Here is a 20,547-nt window from a genome sequence, read left to right as displayed (position 1 = left end):
TCGGTTGCCCCCGGGATTTGTCGTGAGCTTCCTGACCTTCCCGCCGGAGATCAACTCCGCGCGAATCTTCACTGGTGCCGGGCCGGGGCCGATGCTGGCCGCGGCGACGGCGTGGGGTGGTTTGGCGGACGAATTAGTCTCTGCCGCAGCATCTTTCGGTTCGGTCACGGTAGGGCTGGCGGGCGCCTGGCAAGGCCCGTCGGCGGCGGCGATGGCGAACGCCGCAGCACCTTACGTGGGCTGGCTCAACGCGGCGGCGGCCGGGGCAGAGGAAGTCGCCGGGCAGGCGCGGGTTGCCGCCGGAGCCTTCGAGGCGGCCAGGGCCGCGACGGTGCATCCCGCCGCCCTGGTGGCCCATCGAAGCCAATTGTTGTCGCTCGTTTTCTCGAACTTGTTCGGGCAGAACGCCCCGGCCATCGCGGCCGCCGAAGCCGCCTATGAGCAAATGTGGGCGCAGGACGTGGCGGCGATGTCGGATTACTATTCGTCGGTTTCGGCCGCCGTTGCTCAATTGATGCCCTGGCAGAGTTCGTTGCAGGACGTGGCCGGCCGGGTCGCCGGGTTGCTGGGGATCGGAGGAAAAGCGTCGGCGGCGAGTCCCGTGGCGGACAGCAGCGCTGAACAGACCCCCGCCGCTGCCGCGCAGGGTGGCGCCGCCAGTGACCCGGTCGCGGCGCCGAGGCTCGCCGCCGCTCCGCTGGCCGCCGGCATCGGCAATCAAGGCAGTGGCAACAGCGGCAACGGTAACAGAGGCCACAACAACGTCGGCAACGGCAACCGGGGCGACGGCAACGGGGGCAGTGGCAACATCGGTTCGAACAACGTGGGCAGCGGTAACCAGGGCACCGACAACGGCGGCAACGGCAACATCGGTGTAGCCAACAACGGGGGCGGCAACACGGGAAGCGGCAACGACGGCAACGGGAACCGGGGCAACAACAACCCCGGCGACGGCAACCGCGGCGGAAATAACGCCGGAGCCGGCAACAACGGCAACGGCAACGTCGGTAACGGCAACGTGGGCAGCGTCAACGCCGGCGATGGCAACAAAGGCAGCTTCAATCCTGGCAACGGCAACACCGGCGCCAGCAACCAGGGCAACGGCAACCAGGGCAGCACCAACACCGGTGACGGCAATCGCGGCATCTTGAACGCCGGCAGCGGCAACACCGGCAGCAACAACGCCGGAAACGGCAACACCGGGAACATCAACAGTGGCGACGGCAACAACAACACCAGCGACATCACCCACGGCAACGCCGGCGACGGCAACCTGGGCGGCGGCAACGCCGGGGACGGCAACAAGGGCGGCAACAACCAGGGCAGCGGCAACATCGGCGACGGCAACATCGGCGACGGCAACCACGGCAACGGCAATCAGGGCAACGGCAACCTGGGCAACAGCAATGCCGGAATCGGCAACGAAGGCAACAACAACGCCGGAAACGGCAACCTGGGCAACGGCAACACCGGCGACGCCAACAAGGGCGACAACAACTTCGGCAAGGGCAATCTGGGTAACACCAACGCCGGCGACGGCAACAAGGGCAACGCCAACGGCGGCTCGGGGAACCTGGGCGACCTGAATGTCGGCAACGGAAACAAGGGCTCCAACAATGCCGGCCAGGGCAACGCAGGCACCAACAACACCGGCGACGGGAACCTGGGCAGCGGCAACACCGGCCTGGGCAACGCCGGTGACAACAACACCGGCGACGGGAACAAGGGCAACACCAACGCCGGGTTCGGCAACACCGGCAACAACAACCAGGGCAGCGGCAACCGGGGCAATGACAACGTCGGCAACGGCAACTTCGGCAACGCCAACACCGGCCTGGGTAACCGTGGCGACAACAACGCCGGAAACGGCAACCTGGGCAACGGAAATTCCGGCTTCGGCAACAAGGGCAACGGCAACCAGGGCTCCGGCAACCAGGGCAACAACAACGTCGGCCACGGCGACATCGGCAGTAACAACATCGGGAACGGCAACATCGGCAGCGGCAACGCCGGCAGCGGCAATCGTGGTTTCGGGTTGGGGACCGGTGACAACAACCAGGGCAGCGGCAACCAGGGCAGCAACAACGTCGGCAGCGGCAACATCGGCAACGGCAACGCCGGCAGCGGCAACCGCGGCATCGGGTTGGGGACCGGTGACAACAACCAGGGCAGCGGCAACCAGGGCAGCAACAACGTCGGCAACGGCAATATCGGCAACGGCAACGCCGGCAATGGCAACACCGGCAGCGGCAACGCCGGGAGTGGCAACGCGGGCAGCAACAACCAGGGCGGCGGCAACTACGGCAGCGGCAACGCCGGAGAGGGCAACCGCGGCAACGGCAATGCCGGCAGCGGCAACGTCGGCAACAACAACCCCGGAATGGGCAACACCGGCACCGGCAACCAGGGCGGCGGTAACAACGGGACCAGCAACCAGGGTTGGGGCAACACCGGCACCAACAACATCGGCTTCGGCAACACCGGGAACAACAATTTCGGGCTCGGACTCACCGGCGACAACCAGGTCGGCATCGGCCGTCTCAACTCGGGGTGGTTCAACCTCGGCCTGGGCAACTCCGGAAACTTCAATATCGGCTTCGGGAACTCCGGCAGCGGCAACATCGGCTTCGGAAACTCGGGCAACTACAACATCGGCTTCGGAAACGCCGGCAGCGGAAACCTGGGCTGGTGGAATGGCGGCAACGGCAACACGTTTGCGATGAACGCCGGCAACTACAACACCGGACTCTGGAACGCGGGGAACCTGAACACCGGGCTGTGGAACTCCGGCAGCAACAACACCGGGTTGTACAACGCGGGCAGCACCAACACCGGTCTGTTCAACTCGGGCAGCACCAACACCGGAATGTACAACTCCGGCAGCACGAACAGCGGAAACTACAACTCCGGCAGCACCAATACCGGGCGGTACAACTCGGGCGGCACCAACACGGGCAATTACAACTCGGGTGGCACCAACACCGGTGACTTCAATGCCGGCGGCACCAACACCGGCAACTACAACGCGGGCGGCACCAACACCGGCAACTTCAACTCGGGCGGCACCAACACCGGTGATTTCAATGCCGGCGGCACCAATTACGGCAGCTACAACGCCGGTGGCACCAACACGGGCAACTTCAATGCCGGCGGCACGAACACCGGCGACTTCAACTCGGGCGGCACCAACGCGGGCTACTACAACTCCGGCGGCACCAACACGGGCAACTACAACTCCGGCGGCACCAACACCGGCCACTACAACGCGGGCGGCACGAACACCGGTAACTACAACTCCGGCGGCACCAACACGGGCAACTACAACTCCGGTGGCACCAACACCGGTGACTACAACTCCGGTGGCACCAATACCGGTAACTACAACTCCGGCAACACCAACACCGGCAACCTGAATTCCGGCAACACCAACACGGGCAATCAGAACTCGGGCAACACCAACACCGGAAACCTCAACTCCGGCAACACCAATACCGGCAATCAGAACTCGGGCAACACCAATACCGGGAACCTGAACTCGGGCAACACCAACACCTACGGTGACGCAAGTCGGCCCGACGGCTACAACTCGGGCGACACCAACACCGGCAGCTACAACTCCGGCAACACCAACACCGGTAACTCCAACTCGGGCAACACCAATACCGGCGACCTCAACTCGGGCAACACCAACACCGGTGCGCGCAACGCGGGCAACACGAACACCGGAAACCTCAACTCCGGCAACACCAACACCGGCAACGCCAACTCGGGCAACACCAACACCGGCAACTTCAACTCCGGGAACACCAACACCTACTTCAACCCCAGCTCGCCGGACGGATTCAACTCCGGCGACACCAACACCGGCAGCTACAACTCCGGTGACACCAACACCGGGTTCCGCAACTCGGGCAACACCAACACCGGCACCGGCAACTCCGGCAACACCAACTCCGGCGACTTCAACTCCGGCTTCACCAACACCGGCGACCGCAACTCCGGCAACACCAACACGGGCAACGCCAACTCCGGTAACACCAACACCGGCAACAACAACTCCGGCTTCACCAACACCGGCAACGGAAACTCGGGCAATACCAACAGATTCGACTTCAACTCCGGCAACACCAACACCGGCAACAAGAACGCCGGCTTCACCAACACCGGTGACGGCAACTCGGGCAGCACCAACACGGGCAACAACAACGCCGGCAACACCAACACCGGCAACGGCAACAGCGGCAACACCAACACCTACGGCGACCCGAGCCGCCCCGACGGCTTCAACTCGGGCAACACCAACACCGGCACGGGTAACTCGGGGAACACCAACACCGGCAACTACAACTCCGGCAACACCAACACCGGTGACCGCAACTCGGGCAGCACCAACACCGGCAACGACAACTCCGGCAGCACCAACACCGGTGACAGGAACCGTGGCAACACCAACACCGGCAACGACAACTCCGGCAACACCAACACCGGCGACCGGAACTCCGGTAGCTGGAACGTGGGTAACGACAACACCGGCAACGGCGCGCCGGTCGCAGCGTCGGGCACCAACAACGGTGCCGGCTCTTCGGGATCCAACAATGTCGCGGCCTCAGGCACCTCGGGCAGTAACAACTCCCTCAGCGCGGGCACCTCAGGACACGACAACACGGGAGTCGGCGGCGGCAACTCGGGCAGCAACAACGGCGGCGCCAACGGCGGCAACTCGGGGTCGGGCAACGCCGGCGTCAACGGCGGAAACTCCGGCACCAGCAACGGCGGTGCCGCCAACGGTGGAAACTCCGGTGACCACAACAACAGCCCGGCGGGGGCAACTCCGGCTCCGGCAACAACGTGGCGGGCGGGGGCAATTCCGGTACCAACAACAGAGGAGCCGGCGGCGGCAACTCTGGTACCAACAACAGCGGCGTCGGTGGCGGCAACGCCGGTTCCAACAACTCGGGCAGCAACGGCAGCTCCGGCGAGGGCAACCAGGGCAGCGGCGGAAACTCCGGCTTCAGCAACAGCGGCTCCGCCGGACAATCCGGGACCGGCAACAGCGGCGGCGCCGGCAATTCGGGCACCAACAACAACGGTTCGCTCGGCAGTTCGGGACAGGCCAACAGCGGCGCGGGCGGCAACTCGGGAACCGGCAACAACGGCAGCGCCGGCAACTCCGGCAACGGCAATTCCGGCAGTGCCGGAAACTCAGGTTTCAGCAACAGTGGCGGCGGCGGTAACTCCGGCACCAACAACACCGGCGCCACCTTCGGCAGCTCGGGCGCCAACAACTTTGCCGCAGGCGGCAATTCGGGGACCAGCAACTCCGGCAGCGGCGGTAATTCCGGCACTGGCAACTCCGGCAGCGCCGGCAACTCCGGACTGAACAACCAAGGTAGCGGCGGCAACTCCGGCACCAGCAACATCGGCGCAACCTTCGGGAGCTCGGGGCTGAACAACTCAGCGGCCGGCGGCAGCTCGGGCACCGGCAACAACGGGTCCGCCGGCAACTCGGGCTTCAACAACAACGGCAGCGGCGGACAGTCCGGCACCGGCAACAACGGCGGCGCCGGCACCTCCGGTTCCGGCAACAACGCGGCAGGCGGCAGCTCCGGCTCCAACAACAATGGCACCGCGGGCAATTCGGGCACCGGGAACAACGGCAGCGCGGGCAACTCGGGCTCGGGCAACAACGGCAGCGCGGGCAGTTCGGGTGCCAACAACAACGCCATCAGCTTCGGCAGTTCCGGAACCGGGAACATCGCCGCCTCCGGTAGCTCCGGCTCAGGCAACTCCGGCAGCGGCGGAGACTCGGGCACCGACAACGCCGGCAGCGCGGGCAGCTCCGGCAACAACAACAACGGCACCGCCGGCAGCTCGGGCAGCGGCAACGTCGGCGGCGGCAACGCCGGTTCGGGCAACATCGGCTTCGGCAGCTCGGGCGGCACCAACATCGGCGCCGGCAGTTCCGGCACCAGCAACCCCGGTGCGGGCAACGCGGGCACCGGCAACGTCGGTGCCGGGACGTCCGGCATCAACAACCCCGGCACGGGAAGCTCTGGAAACCAGAACTTCGGCTTCGGCACGTCCGGGAACTACAACGCCGGCGCCGGCAACTCCGGCACCTTCAACCCGGGCGCGGGCAGTTCCGGGCTGTTCAACATCTACGCGGGCGACTCCGGCTATCTGGCGTCCGGACTGGGCAACTCGGGCCTGCTCACGCTGGGCGCCGGAAACTCCGGCGCCGTGACCCCGGGTGCCGGGAACTCGGGCTGGCTGCTGGCGGGGCTGGGGAATTCGGGAACGCTGAATCTGGGCGCGGCGCTGTCCGGCCTGACCAACCTCGGCGCCGCCAACTCGGGACTGCTCAATGCCGGCACGACCCTGTCCGGCTTCGTCAACGTCGGCATCTACAACGCCGGTCTGCTGGACATCGGTTATCTGCCGCGGGCGCTCTATGTCGGCAATCTGGCATTCGAGGTTGCCACTTTCCTTCTCCGGCAACTGACGGGTCTGCTTCCCGGCGTGTAAACCAGGGGCATTGGGCGTAGTTTGGCGGGGTGTCCAGGATGATGACCACCCTCGACGGGTTCTCTGTGCACGTGGGTATCGCCGGTCCGGAAAAGGGCGTCGTGGTGGTGATACTCGGCGCCGAGCAACGCGCGGTGTCGGCCTATGACGCGATCTGCGAGCGCCTGCACACCGCCTCGCTGCGAACGGTCGTCATCGCCGCGGACCCGCGCTTGACCGTCAAGTCGGTGATCGGCATCCTCGACGCTCTCGGGATCGGCTGGGCCGTGGTGGTGGGTGACCGGGACGGGGCCGAGCTGGCCTGGGAATTGGCGGCCACCCGACTGGGCCGGTTCGCCGGCCTGGTCGTCATCGATCGCGGGCACCCGGCCGTGGCCGGCGCTGACGGGGCGGTTCGCGACGACCAATGTCCGCCGGTGGAGATCGGCACCACCATGCTGGTGAGTTCACCCGCCGCGCGATCCGCGGCCCGCGACAGTCAGCGGCTGGTGCTCTCCGACTATCGCGTCGTGGACCTGGCCGGTCGCCGCAACGCCCAGGAGTCGACAGCGCAGTTGGCCACCGAGATCGTGCTGCGCACCAGCGCCTGGTAGGCGCGGGGGTTAAGCTAAGTGCCACAACATGATTCGTCACGACTGCCGCTGACTGAGCTGGTGCAGCTGGTGGGCACCGGCGACATCGACACGGTCATCGTCGCGTTCACCGACATGCAGGGCAGGCTGGCCGGCAAACGGGTGGCCGGCCGGTTCTTCGTCGACGAGGTGGCCGCCCACGGGGCCGAGTGCTGCAGCTATCTGGTGGCCGTCGACGTCGACCTCAACACCGTGCCCGGCTATGCCATGTCGAGCTGGGAAACCGGTTACGGCGACATGGTGATGACACCCGACCTGTCCACGTTGCGGCTGGTGCCGTGGCTGCCTGGCACGGCGCTGGTGATCGCGGACCTGAGCTGGGCCGACGGCAGCCCGGTGGCCGTGTCGCCGCGCGCGATCCTGCGCCGCCAGCTCGACCGGCTGGCGGAGCGCGATCTGATCGCCGACGTCGCCACCGAGCTGGAGTTCATCGTGTTCGACCAGTCCTACCGTGCGGCGTGGGCCGGCGGCTACCGGGACCTGACACCGGCCAGCGATTACAACATCGACTACGCGATCATGGCGTCTTCGCGGATGGAGCCGCTGCTGCGCGATATCCGGCTGGGCATGCAGGGCGCGGGTCTGCGGGTCGAGGCCATCAAAGGCGAATGCAACAACGGACAGCAGGAAATCGGCTTCCGCTACGACGAGGCGCTGGTCACCTGCGACAACCACGCCATCTACAAGAACGGCGCCAAGGAGATTGCCGACCAGCACGGCAAGAGCCTGACGTTCATGGCCAAATACGATGAGCGCGAAGGCAACAGCTGCCACATTCACCTGTCGTTGCGCGGCCCGGATGACGGTGCGGCGTTCGCCGACGGCAGCGGCGGGATGTCGGCCACCTTCCGCAGCTTCGTTGCCGGACTGCTCGCCACGATTCGCGAACTCACGTTGTTTTTCGCGCCGAACATCAACTCGTACAAGCGTTTTGCCGACGGCAGCTTCGCCCCGACGGCGGTGGCCTGGGGGATGGACAACCGTACCTGCGCGCTGCGCGTGGTGGGGCACGGGCGCAGTATCCGGGTGGAATGCCGAGTGCCGGGCGGCGACGTCAACCAGTATCTGGCGGTCGCCGCGCTGATCGCCGGTGGGCTGTACGGTATCGACCGGGGCCTCGAGCTTGGTGAGCCCTACGCGGGCAACGCCTACGACGCGAGGGATGTCCAGCGGCTGCCGGCCACGCTGGGCGAGGCTGCGACGCTGTTCGGGGATTCGGCGCTGGCGCGGGAGGCCTTCGGCGACGACGTGGTCGCGCACTACCTGAACAACGCGCACGTGGAGCTGAAGGCGTTCAACGCCGCGGTCACCGACTGGGAGAGGATTCGTGGCTTTGAACGGCTTTAGCTTCGACGGTGGCGACCCGCCACGGGAGTCCCCCGTCGTGGGCCTGTCGATGTATCTCGAGCAGGTGCGCACGGGAGTCTGGGATATCCCCGCCGCCTACCTGCCTGCCGACTACTTCGAGGGCGTGACGCTGGCCGGTGGGATACCGGTGTTGCTGCCGCCGCAACCGGTGAACTCCGGGGCGGTGAACCGCCTGCTCGACAGCCTGGACGCGTTGGTGATCACCGGCGGCTACGACCTGGACCCCGCGGCCTACGGACAGCAACCGCACGAGACCACCGACGAGCCCCGCACCGATCGCGACGCCTGGGAGTTCGCGTTGCTGCGCGCGGCGCTGGACCGGCGGTTGCCCGTGCTGGGCATCTGCCGCGGCGCCCAACTGCTCAACGTGGCGTTCGGCGGCACCCTGCACCAGCATCTGCCCGAGGTGATCGGTCACTCCGGCCATCGTGCGGGCAACGGTGTGTTCAGCCGGCTGCCGGTTCGCACGGTGCCCGGCACCAAGGTGGCGGCGGTGCTCGGCGAGACCGCCGACGTGCCGTGCTACCACCATCAGGCCATCGACACGGTGGGGGATCAACTGGTGGTCGGCGCGTGGGACACCGACGGCGTCGTCGAGGCGGTGGAACTGCCCGGGGACGCGTTTGCCCTTGCCGTGCAATGGCATCCGGAGAAGTCGTTGGACGACCTGCGATTGTTCACCGCCTTGGTCGACGCCGCGCGATCGTACGCCGCGGCATGACCTCCACCCAGCTGGTCAACCCCGCCACCGAGGAGATATTGCGCTCGGTCGAGCACGTCGATGCCGCCGCCGTGGACGACGCGGTGGCTCGGGCGACCGCAGCGCAGCGGCGGTGGGCGCGGCTGGCGCCGGCCGAACGCGCCGCCGGACTGCGCGCGTTCGCGGACGCCGTCGACACGCACCTGGACGAACTGGCCGCGCTGGAGGTGGCCAACTCCGGACACCCCGTCGGCTCGGCGCGGTGGGAGGCGGGCAACGTCCGCGATGTGCTGCGGTACTATGCCGCGGCGCCGGAACGGTTGTCCGGCAAGCAGATTCCGGTAGCCGGCGGCATCGACGTCACCTTCAACGAGCCGATGGGCGTGGTGGGGGTGATCACGCCGTGGAACTTCCCGATGGTGATCGCGACCTGGGGCATCGCGCCGGCGCTGGCCGCGGGCAACGCGGTTCTGGTCAAGCCCGCCGAGTGGACACCGCTGACCACCCTGCGGCTCGGTGAACTGGCAGTCGAGGCGGGACTGGACGCGGACCTGCTGCAGGTGCTGCCGGGACAGGGCTCGGTGGTGGGGGAGCGGTTCGTCACCCACCCCGGCGTCCGCAAGATCGTGTTCACCGGGTCGACCGCGGTGGGCAAGAAGGTGATGGCCGGTGCGGCGGCGCATGTCAAACGCGTGACGCTGGAACTGGGTGGCAAGAGCGCCAACATCGTGTTCGCCGACTGCGATCTGGAGCAGGCCGCCGCGACGGCGCCGGGCGGGGTGTTCGACAACGCCGGTCAGGACTGCTGTGCGCGCAGCCGAATCCTGGTGCAGCGCAGCGTCTACGACCGGTTCATGGAGCTGCTCGAACCGGCGGTACATGCCGTGGCGGTCGGGGACCCCACCTCGGACCAGACCGAGATGGGCCCGCTGGTGTCGCGTGCCCACTGGAACAAGGTGGCTTCCTACGTGCCCCCGAATGCGCCTGTCGCCTTTCGCGGCAGCGCGCCCACGGGTCCCGGATTCTGGTTCCCGCCAACGGTTCTCACCCCGCAGCGCACCGACCGCAGCGTCACCGACGAGATCTTCGGGCCGGTTGTCACGGTCCTGGCCTTCGACGACGAGCACGATGCGATCGCACTTGCCAACGACACCGAATACGGTCTGTCCGGTTCCATCTGGACCGACGACCTGTCGCGCGCCTTGCGGGTGTCGCGCGCGGTCGAAGCCGGCAACCTGTCCGTGAATTCGCATTCCTCGGTGCGCTACAACACCCCGTTCGGCGGGTTCAAACAATCCGGTGTGGGCCGTGAACTCGGGCCCGACGCCCCACTGCATTTCACCGAGACCAAGAACGTGTTCATCGCCATCAAGGAGGAGCAGTGATCGACCTGAGTCGGCGGCTGGCGGGCCGGGTGGCGGTCATCACCGGCGGCGGCAGCGGCATCGGCCTGGCCGCGGCGCGGCGCATGCACGCCGAGGGCGCGACCGTCGTCATCGGCGACATCGACGCCGAGGCCGGTGGCGCCGCCGCCGAGGAACTCTCCGGATTGTATGTGGCCGTTGATGTTTCCGATGAAGAGTCGGTGAACAAGCTGTTCGACGGCGCCGCACACGCCTGTGGGTCGATCGACATCGCATTCAACAACGCCGGTATCTCGCCGCCGGAGGACGACCTGATCGAGAGCACCGAACTGCCGGCGTGGCAGCACGTCCAGGACGTCAACCTGAAATCGGTGTACCTGTGCTGCCGGGCCGCGTTGCGGCACATGGTGCCCGCCGGCAAGGGTTCGATCATCAACACCGCGTCCTTCGTCGCGGTGCTGGGCTCGGCGACCTCGCAGATCTCCTACACCGCCTCCAAGGGCGGCGTGCTGGCCATGTCGCGGGAACTCGGCGTGCAGTTCGCCCGCAAGGGCATCCGCGTCAACGCGCTGTGCCCCGGCCCGGTCAACACACCGCTGCTGCAGGAGCTCTTCGCCAAGGACCCGGAACGGGCCGCCCGCCGGCTGGTGCACGTGCCGCTGGGCCGTTTCGCCGACCCTGACGAAATCGCCGCCGCCGTGGCATTTCTGGCCAGTGACGACGCGTCGTTCATCACCGCCTCGACGTTCCTGGTGGACGGCGGCATCAGTTCCGCCTACGTGACGCCGCTGTAGCGGCTCAGGAATAGACCAGCCGACCGTTGACGGCCAGGCCTCCGATCGTGCGCATCCGCCGGGCCGAGCAGTAGAGGTCGACGACGGCCGCCTTGGGCGGCTCCGCGGCGCCCCATTCCGGTGGCACCGACAGCCGGCCGATGGACATTCCCTTGCCCCAGGTCGCCCGGACCGGCGGGGGGGTCTTGCGCACCGCCACCATGGCCGGACCCCTGCCGAGGAAGTTGAGCAGGTGCATCGGGAACTTGACCGGCACGGCAAGGCCACTCAGCCTGGCCAGTGACGAAGACACTGCCGCAAGGGCGGTACCGACGGACGTCAGCGGGGAGGCCGACAGAGACTGCAACACCTGCGGTATCGCGGAAATCAGTTGCGATCCGGCGGACATCATCTCCGGATCGCCGGCCGCACCGAGCTGGGCCGGTACCGGCAGATCGAGGGCCAGCGGGCCGGAGGTGAACGGCGTCACCCGCGAGGCTTCGGCAGCGGCTGCTGCGTAGGTGTACATCGCCTCGACGTCGCGGGCCCACATCTGCTCGTAGCGCGCGTCCATCGCGGCGATATTCTGGGTGTCCTGACTCAACGCGTTGCCGGCGGCCAGCGACGCCCGGTGGGACCGGTTGGCCGCGATCACCGGCGGGGGCACCACCGCGGCGTGGGCTTCCTGATAGGCGGTCGCGGCCGCCCGCGCGTGCTCGGCGGTCTGCCTGCTTTTCGCTGCAGCGGCGTTGAGCCACCCCAGGTAGGGAGTCGCGGCCTGGGTCATGGCGATGGCCGCGGTGCCCTGCCAGCCGCAGTTCAGCTTCGCGGTCACGCGGCGGAACCCGTCCGCTGCCTCGTCCAGCCCGTCGGCGACGTTGCTCCAGGCGGTGCCGGCGGCCAGCAGTGACTCGGCGCCGGGTCCCGAATGCATGCGCGCCGAATGGACTTCCGGCGGCACCTGGCCGTAGTCCATCGCTACATCTCCCGCCCACGGAACGTCCTCCGGGCAGCGATCACGGCCCGCGGTTCCACCATGTCGAACCTATCGCGGTGGACATCGGACGATCAGGCAAATGAGATTTGAGTTTGATTAGAGCAATTCGATCAGCGGGATGGCCATCTCGGCCGGGGTGGCCGCACCGTGAAAGCCCACCAGGCGCGCCGATTCCGGAGGTTCATGGCCGGTCGCCAGCACCGCCGACCCGCCGGTGCACACCACCACGACATCGCCGATCCGGGGTAGATGACCGGGGCTGACCGGTCCGAACAGCCCCGCGGCGACGGCTTGGTCGCGGGTGTAGACGTCCGCGCGGCCGGCCAGGCGTTCTGACCAGGTGGCCACCACATCGGCGGTGGCGCCGGGCTCGGTGTGCAGATAGCGCACTCGCGGTTCGCCGGCGACCACCCTGATTCCGGCGGCCAGCAGCGGGTCGGCGTCCATGTCGATGCGGGCGTCCGCGGCGACATTCAGGCCGCCATGGTCGGCGGTCACCAGCAGCGCCGCGTTGGCGGGCAGCGACTCGGCCAGGCGGGTCAGCAGCGCATCGACGCGCGACGCGGCTTCGTGCCACTCGGGTGACCCGACGCCGAATACGTGCGCCATGGTGTCCAGGTCTGCGGTGTAGCCGTAGACCAGTCCGGGTGTCGCGCGCAGTTCGTCGAGCAACCGCCCGGCGTAGTCGTCGTCGGCGTGCGTGGGTACGAAGAGGGCGCCGTGGTAGGCGGCTTCGGTCAGTCCACTGCCGATGAACCATTCCGGCAGCAGGGCGCGGGCCTTGACCCCGGCATGCGTCAGGCGGTCGAACCACGTTGGGAGAGGCTGCCATTCGTCGACCGGCGGTTCGTCGCGCCACCTGATGTGGTTGAGCACTCGGTCGGTGCCCGGGATGTTGAGGGTGAAGCCGAGGATGCCGTGCTGCCCGGGCAGGGCGCCGGTGCCCAGCGACACCAGGCTCGTCGGGGTGGTGGACGGAAAGGTGCAGGTCAATTGCCGCAACCGTCCTGTGCCACCGCTCAGCACGGAAGCCAGCAGCGGAGCGTCGTGTACGAGATCCGGCAGCAGGTGAAAGCCGAGCCCGTCGATTAGCACGAGCATGACCCGGTCGACGTCCCCGACCGACTCCACCAGGCCGAGCGTGTCTACCGCGCCGGATACTCCGAGCAGGGCCGCGGCACTGGGCAGCACGTCGCAGATGGAACCGGGCACGAGGGCAAGTTTGACATGGAATCAGCTACCGAGACGATCGTTGGTCACCCGCAGCTGCCGGTCTGTGCTCTCGGCCAGCGCGCACACCTGGTCGGGCTGCAGCCTCCCGCACAGCCGGCCCCAGTGCACGGCGACATCGTCGCCGGCGGCCACGTCCGGCACCGCGCAGTACCCGTCGGCCCATACGTCGAGGATCCGGGGGGCGGGCTGGGCCAACGCGAGTGTTCGGCCGTCCCACGCCAGCCGCCGGCACAGCACTTCGATCGCGTCACCGGAACGCGACAGTACGGTGCCCCAGGTGATCCGGCAACTGTCCAGCACATGCAGCGGATGCTGATCCATGCCGCGTCCCAGGAAGCGCGTCCAGGGATATACACCGAAGACGTGGAAGCAGTGATTGCCGGCCGCCTCGTTCGCCAGGTCGGGGGTCAGATGCGACCAGTACCGGCCGGCCTGGGGGCCGATGATGGCCAGCAACGCCTCGAAGAACCGGGTACCGGACAGCGCGGCGCCGACACCGCCACCGAGCCAATACGCTTCGACCAGCCGATAGTCCAGCGGATCGGCGATACCGGTCAGCTGCGAGAGCACCCGCAGATAGGGCCAGGCCCCGGAGAAGCCGCGCGCCGCGCGCAGCACCTCCTCGACCGCCCCGTCGCGTAGGGTGGCGCCCAGCGGGGGACCGCAATAGCCGAGTGCGTTGGGGGCGTAGGCGTATCGGGCGAACATCTCGGCGCCGGTGGCGTCGGTCACGTCTGGGCGGACCCCACCAGCTTGGCGGCGTCACGGTGCATGCGGCCGAAGTTGTAGTAGGCGGCACACGCCCCCTCGGGGGACACCATGCAGGTGCCGATCGGTGTCTCCGGAGTGCATGCGGTGCCGAAAACCTTGCACTCCCAGGGCTTGAGCACGCCCTTGAGCACTTCGCCGCACTGGCACGCCTTCGGGTCCGCGACCCGCACCCCGGGCATCGAGAAGCGTTGTTCGGCATCGAAATCCGCGAAGTCGTCGTGCAGGCGCAGCGCGCTCTGCGAGATGAAACCGAGCCCGCGCCATTCGAAGTGCGGGCGCAACGCGAACACGGTGCCCATCAGCTTCAGCGCGGCGGGGTTGCCGTTCTCCGGCACCACCCGCTTGTACTGGTTCTCCACCTCGCACCGGCCCTCGCGGATCTGCCGAAGCAGCATCGCGACCGACGCCAGGATGTCCAGCGGTTCGAAACCCGCCACCACCAACGGCTTTCGATAGACGTCCGGGACGAACCGGTAGGGCCGGTTGCCCACCACCGTCGACACGTGGCCCGGGCCGATGAACCCGGACAGGCGCAGGTCCGGTGATTCCAGGATCGCCTTGATCGGCGGCACGATCGTGACGTGGTTGCAGAACACGCTGAAGTTGGACAACTGCAGCTCGCGTGCGCGCACCAGCGTCACCGCGGTGGACGGAGCAGTGGTTTCGAAGCCGATGGCGAAGAACACCACCTGGCGGCCGGGGTTGTCGAGCGCGATCTTCAGCGCGTCCAGGGGGGAGTAGACGAACCGTACGTCGGCGCCTCGTGCTTTCGCGTCGAGCAGGCTGCCCGCCGAACCGGGAACCCGCATCATGTCGCCGAAGCAGGTGAAGATCACGCCGGGTTGGCCGGCCAGCCACATCGCGTCGTCGATGCGGCCCATCGGAATCACACAGACCGGGCAGCCCGGCCCGTGCACCAGTTCGACGTTGTCGGGCAACAGGTGTTCGATGCCGTGCCGGTAGATGGTATGGGTGTGCCCGCCGCACACTTCCATGAACTTGAAGTGCCCGGGACCGGTTCCGGCGAGATGTTCGATCGCCGTCAGCAGCGTGCGGGCCGCCGCGGGATCCCGGAATTCGTCGACGAATTTCATTGCGCCCCCTAGACGATCGCGGAAGAGTCGAAGGCTTCCAGCTCGGTGGTGTAGGCCTCGCCGAGCTTCTTGATGGCCGCGAGCGTCATCAGTGCTTCGGTCTCGTCGATCTTGGCCATCGCGAAGCCGACGTGCACCAGTACCCAGTCGTCGGGCTGCGGCGGGTCACCTTCCAGCAGGCGCACGCTGATGGTGCGCTGCACGCCGCTGACGTCGACCTTGGCCAACTGGTTTGCCGGATCGGTGATTGCCACGATCCGCCCCGGAATACCCAGGCACATCGGCCGTCTCCTTTCTGGTTTCAGCAGATTCGGGGCAGCGGGTCGCCGACCAGCATGTCGACGATCCGGGTACCGCCGAATCCGGTACGTAGCAGTACGCTTTCGCGCGGTTCGGTCACGATCTCCCCGACGTCGGCGGCATCGACTCCCAGGGGGTGCGAGCGCAGGGCTGCCAGACCCGCCGCCGCTTCCCCGGCCGCGACGACGGCGATGAACTTTCCCTCGTTGGCGACATACAGCGGGTCGATGCCCAGGAGTTCACACGCGCCGTTGACCGTCGGGTGCACCGGCAGGCGTTGCTCGTCCAGCAACACCCCGAGCCCGCAGGACTGCGCGAGCTCGTTGCAGACGGTGCCCACCCCACCCCGCGTCGCGTCGCGCAGCCACCGGGTGTTCGGCGCGGCGGCCATCAGCAGTTCGACGAGTGGGCTCAGTGACGCTGTGTCCGAGGCGATGTCGGCCTCGATGGCCAGATCGCCCCGGGCCAGCAGAACCGCCATGCCGTGATCGCCCATCGACCCCGACAGCAGCACTCTGTCGCCGGCCCGCACCGCGGTGGCCGTCAGGGTGCGCTCCGCGGGTATGACGCCGGCGCCCGTGGTGGTGATGAACACGCCGTCGGCCGCACCGTTGGGCACCACCTTGGTGTCACCGGTGACGATCTGCACACCGGCGTCGGCGGCCGCGGCCGCCATGTCCGCCACGATCTCCCGCAGCTCCGTGATCGGGAAACCCTCTTCGAGCACGAACGCCGCCGAGATCCAGGACGGCACCGCGCCGGCCATCGCGAGGTCGTTGCAGGTGCCGTGCACGGCCAGGGCCCCGATCGAGCCGCCCGGAAACCGTCTGGGCTGCACGACGAATGAGTCGGTGGACATCGCGACCCGCTGGCCGCCGGGCAGGGTGAGCACCGCGCCATCACCGAGCGACTCGAGCAGCGGGTTGCGAAAGGCCTCCAGGAACACGGCGTCCACCAGTGCCGCCGAGGCTTTGCCGCCGGCTCCGTGTGCCAGCGTGATGTGGTCGTCGAGCAGGCGGGGACGTCGCCGGCGGAACGATTCGATGCGTTCGATCACCTGGCCCTCGGCGAACCGCGGTCCCGATGAAAGGTATTCGCCTGCCGTGTTTTTCATGCCACCCCCACCGTCTGATCACACTTGTCCTGAACTGCCAGCCAGAGCCGGTAACCGAGCAGGGCCTGGGCTTCCTGGATCCGGTGCACGCTCTGGGACGCAACGGTGAAGCAGGCGTCCACATCCGGGTTGTCGGCGAACGCGCCGCCGTCGTAGCCGGCGAATCCGACGGTGTAGAGATCGCGTCGGCGGGCCTCGGCGAGCGCGGTGAGCAGGTTCGGTGAGTTGCCGCTGGTGGACATGGCAACCGCGATGTCGCCGGGCTGCGCCCGAGCGATCAGCTGACGGGCGAATACCAACTCGAACCCGACGTCGTTGCCCAGCGCGGTGACGATGGCCTGGTCGGTGGTCAAAGACCAGGCGGGCAAGGGTTTTCCGGTGGGTGGCCGGGCGAACAAGCCGGCCAGCGTGGTGCAGTCGGTGCTGCTGCCGCCGTTGCCGAAGGTGAACATCCGTCCGCCCGTGCTGAACCGGCGGGCCAGTTCGCGTGTGACCCGGGCCAGCAGGTCGGCATTGGCGGCCAGCGTGGCGCGCCGTACCGCGAGGCTCTCGGCGGCTTTGGCCCGGGCGGACGCGGCCAGGTCCGCCAACAGCGATTCGGGGTTGTCCTCCTGCGCGTCGATGAACGGGTACAGGAAGTCGGTGGGCTCGTGCTGCATGATCAGACCTCCGGTCCGGTGCGCGAGATCGCCGTTCCCGCATGCACCAGCACCAGGTCGCCGGCGGCGACCGGTCCGATCAGGGTGGTGAGCACCGTCTCGGTGCCGCGAGCCGTACGCACGGCGGCGTGGTCGCGGTCCGTCGCGGCCAGCACCTCTGCGAGTCGTCCCTCGTCGCTGCAGGTGACGCAAACATCCTCGGGGGATTCTGTTTTCAACAGTCCGGGGTGTTCGAAACACACGTGTGTCAGTTCCCAGAGCAGGTGGTAGAACAACACGAAGCCGCCCGTCGCGGGCACCCGGGGATCGGGATCGTCCGACCACAGCACATGGTCGGCGGCGCCGGGTTCGGGCCGGGCGCCGCTGCCGATCCAGATCGTGGTGGCACCCCAGGCCGGGCCGCGGCGCATCACCGATCGCACGTCGGGATCGTCGGCGCCGGCGACCGCTATCACCAGGTCGCCGGGGCGTACCGAGATTCGCACCAGGTCCACCAGGTCCGGCCCCGTGAGCGCGACCGCCGGCAGTGCCCGCTTGCCCACGATCACCGGATGCACGAATTCGACCGCGATGTGCCTGGCGTGCGGTTCCCACGACGGCGCGATCGACCACATGGTGGCGCCCGCCGCGAACCGCCTGGCGACGGTGAAAGCGGCTCCCGCCAGGTCGGCGGCCAGATCGGCGCCGAGTTCGCGATCCATGGCGGTGCTCATCGGTGTTCCTCCTCTCGCGCGATCAGCATGGCGACCGCGGCCTGGCCCAGCGCCAGCCCGCCGTCGTTCGGCGGCACGAGGCGGTGGGTCAGGACCTCGAAATCTCTGTCGTGCAGGCGGTTCAGGCACTGTTGAAGTAACAGCACGTTCTGAAACACGCCACCGGTGAGGCCGACCAACCGGGTCGGCCCAGCCACCTGGTACACCAACTCGGCAACGGCATCGGCCAGTGCCCGGTGAAAGCCCGCGGCCAGCGCTGCCGGTGGCACGCCGTCGCGCAGGGCCGCCACCATCGCCCGCACCATCGGAGCCGGGTCGATCATCGCGTCGGCGCCGATGGCGAATTCCAGCGGCGCGGAGGCCGGCGCAGTCTGCGCCAGAGCCTCCAGTTCGACGGCGGCCTGTCCCTCGTAGTCGATCCGGTGCCGCAAGCCCAACAGGGAGGCGACCGCGTCGAACAACCGGCCCATGCTCGAGCACGGCACGCAAGCCGTGCCGGTGTCCAGAAGAGAACGCAGCAGCCGCAGTTCATCGGTCGTGGCGGCGATGACGGGCGCCAGGTCGCGATCCCAGCCGACCCCGGCCTGCCGCAGCTGGGACAGGGCCATCCGCCACGGATTGCGCACCGCCGCGTCGCCGCCGGGCAGCGGCACCGGACGCAGCTGCCCGGCCCGCCGGAACCGGTGACTGTCGCGGCCCAGGGTGAGAATCTCCCCGCCCCAGACCGTGCCGTCGCATCCGTAGCCGGTGCCGTCGAAGGCCACGCCGACGATCGGCTCACCGAGTCGCCCGTGCTCGGCGAGCAGCGAGACGACGTGTGCGTGGTGGTGCTGGACGAGGTCCAGTGGCCGGCCCTCCCGGTGGCGTTCGGCCCAGGCGCGGGTGTGGTATCCGGGGTGCAGATCGGCGGCCAGTCGTGCCGGGCGGCCGCGCATCTCGCTGAGTTGGCCCACCGCCTGCTCGAAGGCTCGCAGGGTCTCGTAGCGGGCCATGTCGCCGATGTGCCCGGACAGGAAGGCGCGCGAACCGTCGGTGAGGCAACAGGTGTTCTTCAATTCTCCGCCCACGGCGAGCACCGGGGGGCCGTCGATGCCGAGAGCGACGGGCAGCGGCGCATAGCCACGCGAACGCCGGATGGGTAGTTCGCCCCCCTTGCGCACGCGCACCACCGAGTCGTCGCAGGGCACGTGAATGGGCCGATCGTGGTCGAGGACGGCGTCGCACAATTGCGGAAGGCGTTGCGCAGCATCCTCTTCGGTGAAGCAGATGGGCTCCTCGGACCGGTTGGCGCTGGTCATGACCAGGGTATCCGGCGGCCCGTCAAGCAACAGATGATGAACGGGGGAGTAGGGCAGCATCAGGCCGATCAACGGATTGCCGGGCGCGACGGCCTCGGCCACCGGAGCGTCCGGCCGGCGGCGCAGCAACACGATCGGCCGCGCCGGACCGGTCAACACCGCGGCCTCGGTGTCGTCGACGAACGCATACCGCCGCGCCACCGCCAGGTCGCGCACCAGGACGGCAAAAGGTTTGCTGCCGCGTGACTTTCGGGCCCGTAGCCTGCGGACCGCCGATTCGTCGTCGACCACACAGGCCAGGTGGTAGCCGCCGATACCCTTGACGGCGACCAGGGCTCCGTCAGCCAGCGCCAGCCGGGCTGCCGCCACGGCGCCGGGTCCGTGGGTGTGCCCGGCGGGTGAGTCGAACCACAACGAAGGTCCGCAGTCCGGACAGGCGATGGGCTGGGCGTGGAACCGCCGGTCGGTGGGGTCGTGGTACTCGGCGGCGCACCGTCGGCACATGGCGAAGCCCGACATGGTGGTGGCGGGGCGGTCGTAGGGCAGTGACCGGATGATCGTGAAGCGCGGGCCGCAGTTGGTGCAGCTGATGAACGGGTGCCGGTGGCGGCGGTCGCGCGGGTCGAACATCTCGGCCACACAGTCGTCGCACACCGCGACATCGGGTGGGATCGGTGTTGCCGGGCCGCGCACGGCCTGGCTGTCCACGATGCGGAACGCGAGTGCGGGGCCGTCGCGGACTCCGATGTCGGTCACCGACACGGAACCGACCCGGGACAGTGGCGGCGCTTGATCACGCAACCGGCGGGCGAACTCGTCCACCCGAGGGGGCTCACCTTGCACTTCGAGAAACACCGCGCCCGAATCGTTTCCGACGAAGCCTGTCAACCGCAGCTCGGTCGCGAGCCGGTGTACGAACGGGCGGAAGCCGACCCCCTGAACCACCCCGGTCACCGTGATGCGTCGCCGTACGTCCTCGGGCCGGGTCAGGGGGGCGGTGGTCACC

15 protein-coding genes are annotated in these 20,547 nt (G+C 68.0%); 6 read left to right on the top strand and 9 right to left on the bottom strand.

Annotation, left to right across the window (positions count from 1 at the left end; translation table 11 throughout):
- Positions 1–22: 22 nt before the first annotated feature.
- From AO501_RS34560 to AO501_RS19415, 6 genes are all read left to right on the top strand, one after another.
- Complete coding sequence (locus tag AO501_RS34560; RefSeq protein WP_063892894.1) at positions 23–5,380, top strand: PPE domain-containing protein; 5,358 nt, start codon at positions 23–25, stop codon at positions 5,378–5,380.
- A gap of 1,183 nt (positions 5,381–6,563) precedes the next feature.
- Positions 6,564–7,118, top strand: coding sequence for an alpha/beta fold hydrolase (locus AO501_RS19435; protein ID WP_055579253.1), 555 nt, complete (start codon positions 6,564–6,566; stop codon positions 7,116–7,118).
- An 18-nt stretch (positions 7,119–7,136) separates the two neighbouring features.
- A complete protein-coding gene (locus AO501_RS19430) occupies positions 7,137–8,504 on the top strand; it encodes a glutamine synthetase family protein (protein WP_055579252.1) in 1,368 nt (455 codons plus the stop codon).
- Positions 8,485–9,246: a gamma-glutamyl-gamma-aminobutyrate hydrolase family protein gene (locus AO501_RS19425; protein WP_082658728.1), complete on the top strand. Its 762-nt coding sequence runs from the start codon at positions 8,485–8,487 to the stop codon at positions 9,244–9,246. Before AO501_RS19430 ends, AO501_RS19425 begins: the two co-directional genes overlap by 20 nt.
- Entirely contained in the window at positions 9,243–10,610 is a 1,368-nt protein-coding gene (locus AO501_RS19420; RefSeq protein ID WP_055579250.1) for an aldehyde dehydrogenase family protein, read from the top strand. The genes AO501_RS19425 and AO501_RS19420 overlap by 4 nt, the downstream gene beginning before the upstream one ends.
- Positions 10,607–11,383: a 3-oxoacyl-ACP reductase gene (locus AO501_RS19415; RefSeq protein WP_156452685.1), complete on the top strand. Its 777-nt coding sequence runs from the start codon at positions 10,607–10,609 to the stop codon at positions 11,381–11,383. Before AO501_RS19420 ends, AO501_RS19415 begins: the two co-directional genes overlap by 4 nt.
- A gap of 4 nt (positions 11,384–11,387) precedes the next feature.
- Here AO501_RS19415 and AO501_RS19410 read toward each other — a convergent pair whose 3' ends face one another.
- The 9 genes from AO501_RS19410 to hypF all read right to left on the bottom strand — a co-directional run bounded on the left by AO501_RS19410 (position 11,388) and on the right by hypF (position 20,546).
- Positions 11,388–12,338 carry a PPE family protein gene (locus tag AO501_RS19410; protein ID WP_055579249.1) on the bottom strand — a complete coding sequence of 317 codons (951 nt, stop codon included), beginning with the start codon at positions 12,336–12,338 and terminating at the stop codon, positions 11,388–11,390.
- 117 nt (positions 12,339–12,455) lie between these two features.
- Entirely contained in the window at positions 12,456–13,571 is a 1,116-nt protein-coding gene (locus tag AO501_RS19405; protein WP_055579248.1) for an alkaline phosphatase family protein, read from the bottom strand.
- A gap of 21 nt (positions 13,572–13,592) precedes the next feature.
- A complete protein-coding gene (locus AO501_RS19400) occupies positions 13,593–14,324 on the bottom strand; it encodes a DUF6390 family protein (protein WP_269435181.1) in 732 nt (243 codons plus the stop codon).
- Positions 14,321–15,457 carry a hydrogenase formation protein HypD gene (gene hypD / locus AO501_RS19395; RefSeq protein WP_055579247.1) on the bottom strand — a complete coding sequence of 379 codons (1,137 nt, stop codon included), beginning with the start codon at positions 15,455–15,457 and terminating at the stop codon, positions 14,321–14,323. The genes AO501_RS19400 and hypD overlap by 4 nt, the downstream gene beginning before the upstream one ends.
- Positions 15,458–15,465: 8 nt before the next feature.
- Positions 15,466–15,738 (bottom strand): HypC/HybG/HupF family hydrogenase formation chaperone, encoded by a 273-nt coding sequence (locus AO501_RS19390; RefSeq protein ID WP_055579246.1) that lies wholly within the window; start codon positions 15,736–15,738, stop codon positions 15,466–15,468.
- Positions 15,739–15,758: 20 nt separating this feature from the next.
- A complete protein-coding gene (gene hypE / locus AO501_RS19385) occupies positions 15,759–16,871 on the bottom strand; it encodes a hydrogenase expression/formation protein HypE (protein WP_082658727.1) in 1,113 nt (370 codons plus the stop codon).
- The gene (locus AO501_RS19380) at positions 16,868–17,530 is read right to left on the bottom strand and encodes a D-sedoheptulose-7-phosphate isomerase (RefSeq protein ID WP_055579245.1); all 663 of its coding nucleotides are present in this window, start codon (positions 17,528–17,530) and stop codon (positions 16,868–16,870) included. The genes hypE and AO501_RS19380 overlap by 4 nt, the downstream gene beginning before the upstream one ends.
- A gap of 2 nt (positions 17,531–17,532) precedes the next feature.
- Positions 17,533–18,243 (bottom strand): hydrogenase assembly protein HupF, encoded by a 711-nt coding sequence (locus tag AO501_RS19375; protein ID WP_055579244.1) that lies wholly within the window; start codon positions 18,241–18,243, stop codon positions 17,533–17,535.
- Complete coding sequence (gene hypF / locus AO501_RS19370; protein ID WP_055579243.1) at positions 18,240–20,546, bottom strand: carbamoyltransferase HypF; 2,307 nt, start codon at positions 20,544–20,546, stop codon at positions 18,240–18,242. The genes AO501_RS19375 and hypF overlap by 4 nt, the downstream gene beginning before the upstream one ends.
- Position 20,547 lies beyond the last annotated feature (1 nt).

The sequence above is a fragment of the Mycobacterium gordonae genome, from assembly GCF_001417955.2.
GTDB classification, from domain to species: Bacteria; Actinomycetota; Actinomycetes; order Mycobacteriales; family Mycobacteriaceae; genus Mycobacterium; species Mycobacterium gordonae_B.
The sequence above is the reverse complement of the archived record's forward strand: the minus strand, read 5'-3'. Positions and strand labels throughout refer to the sequence as shown.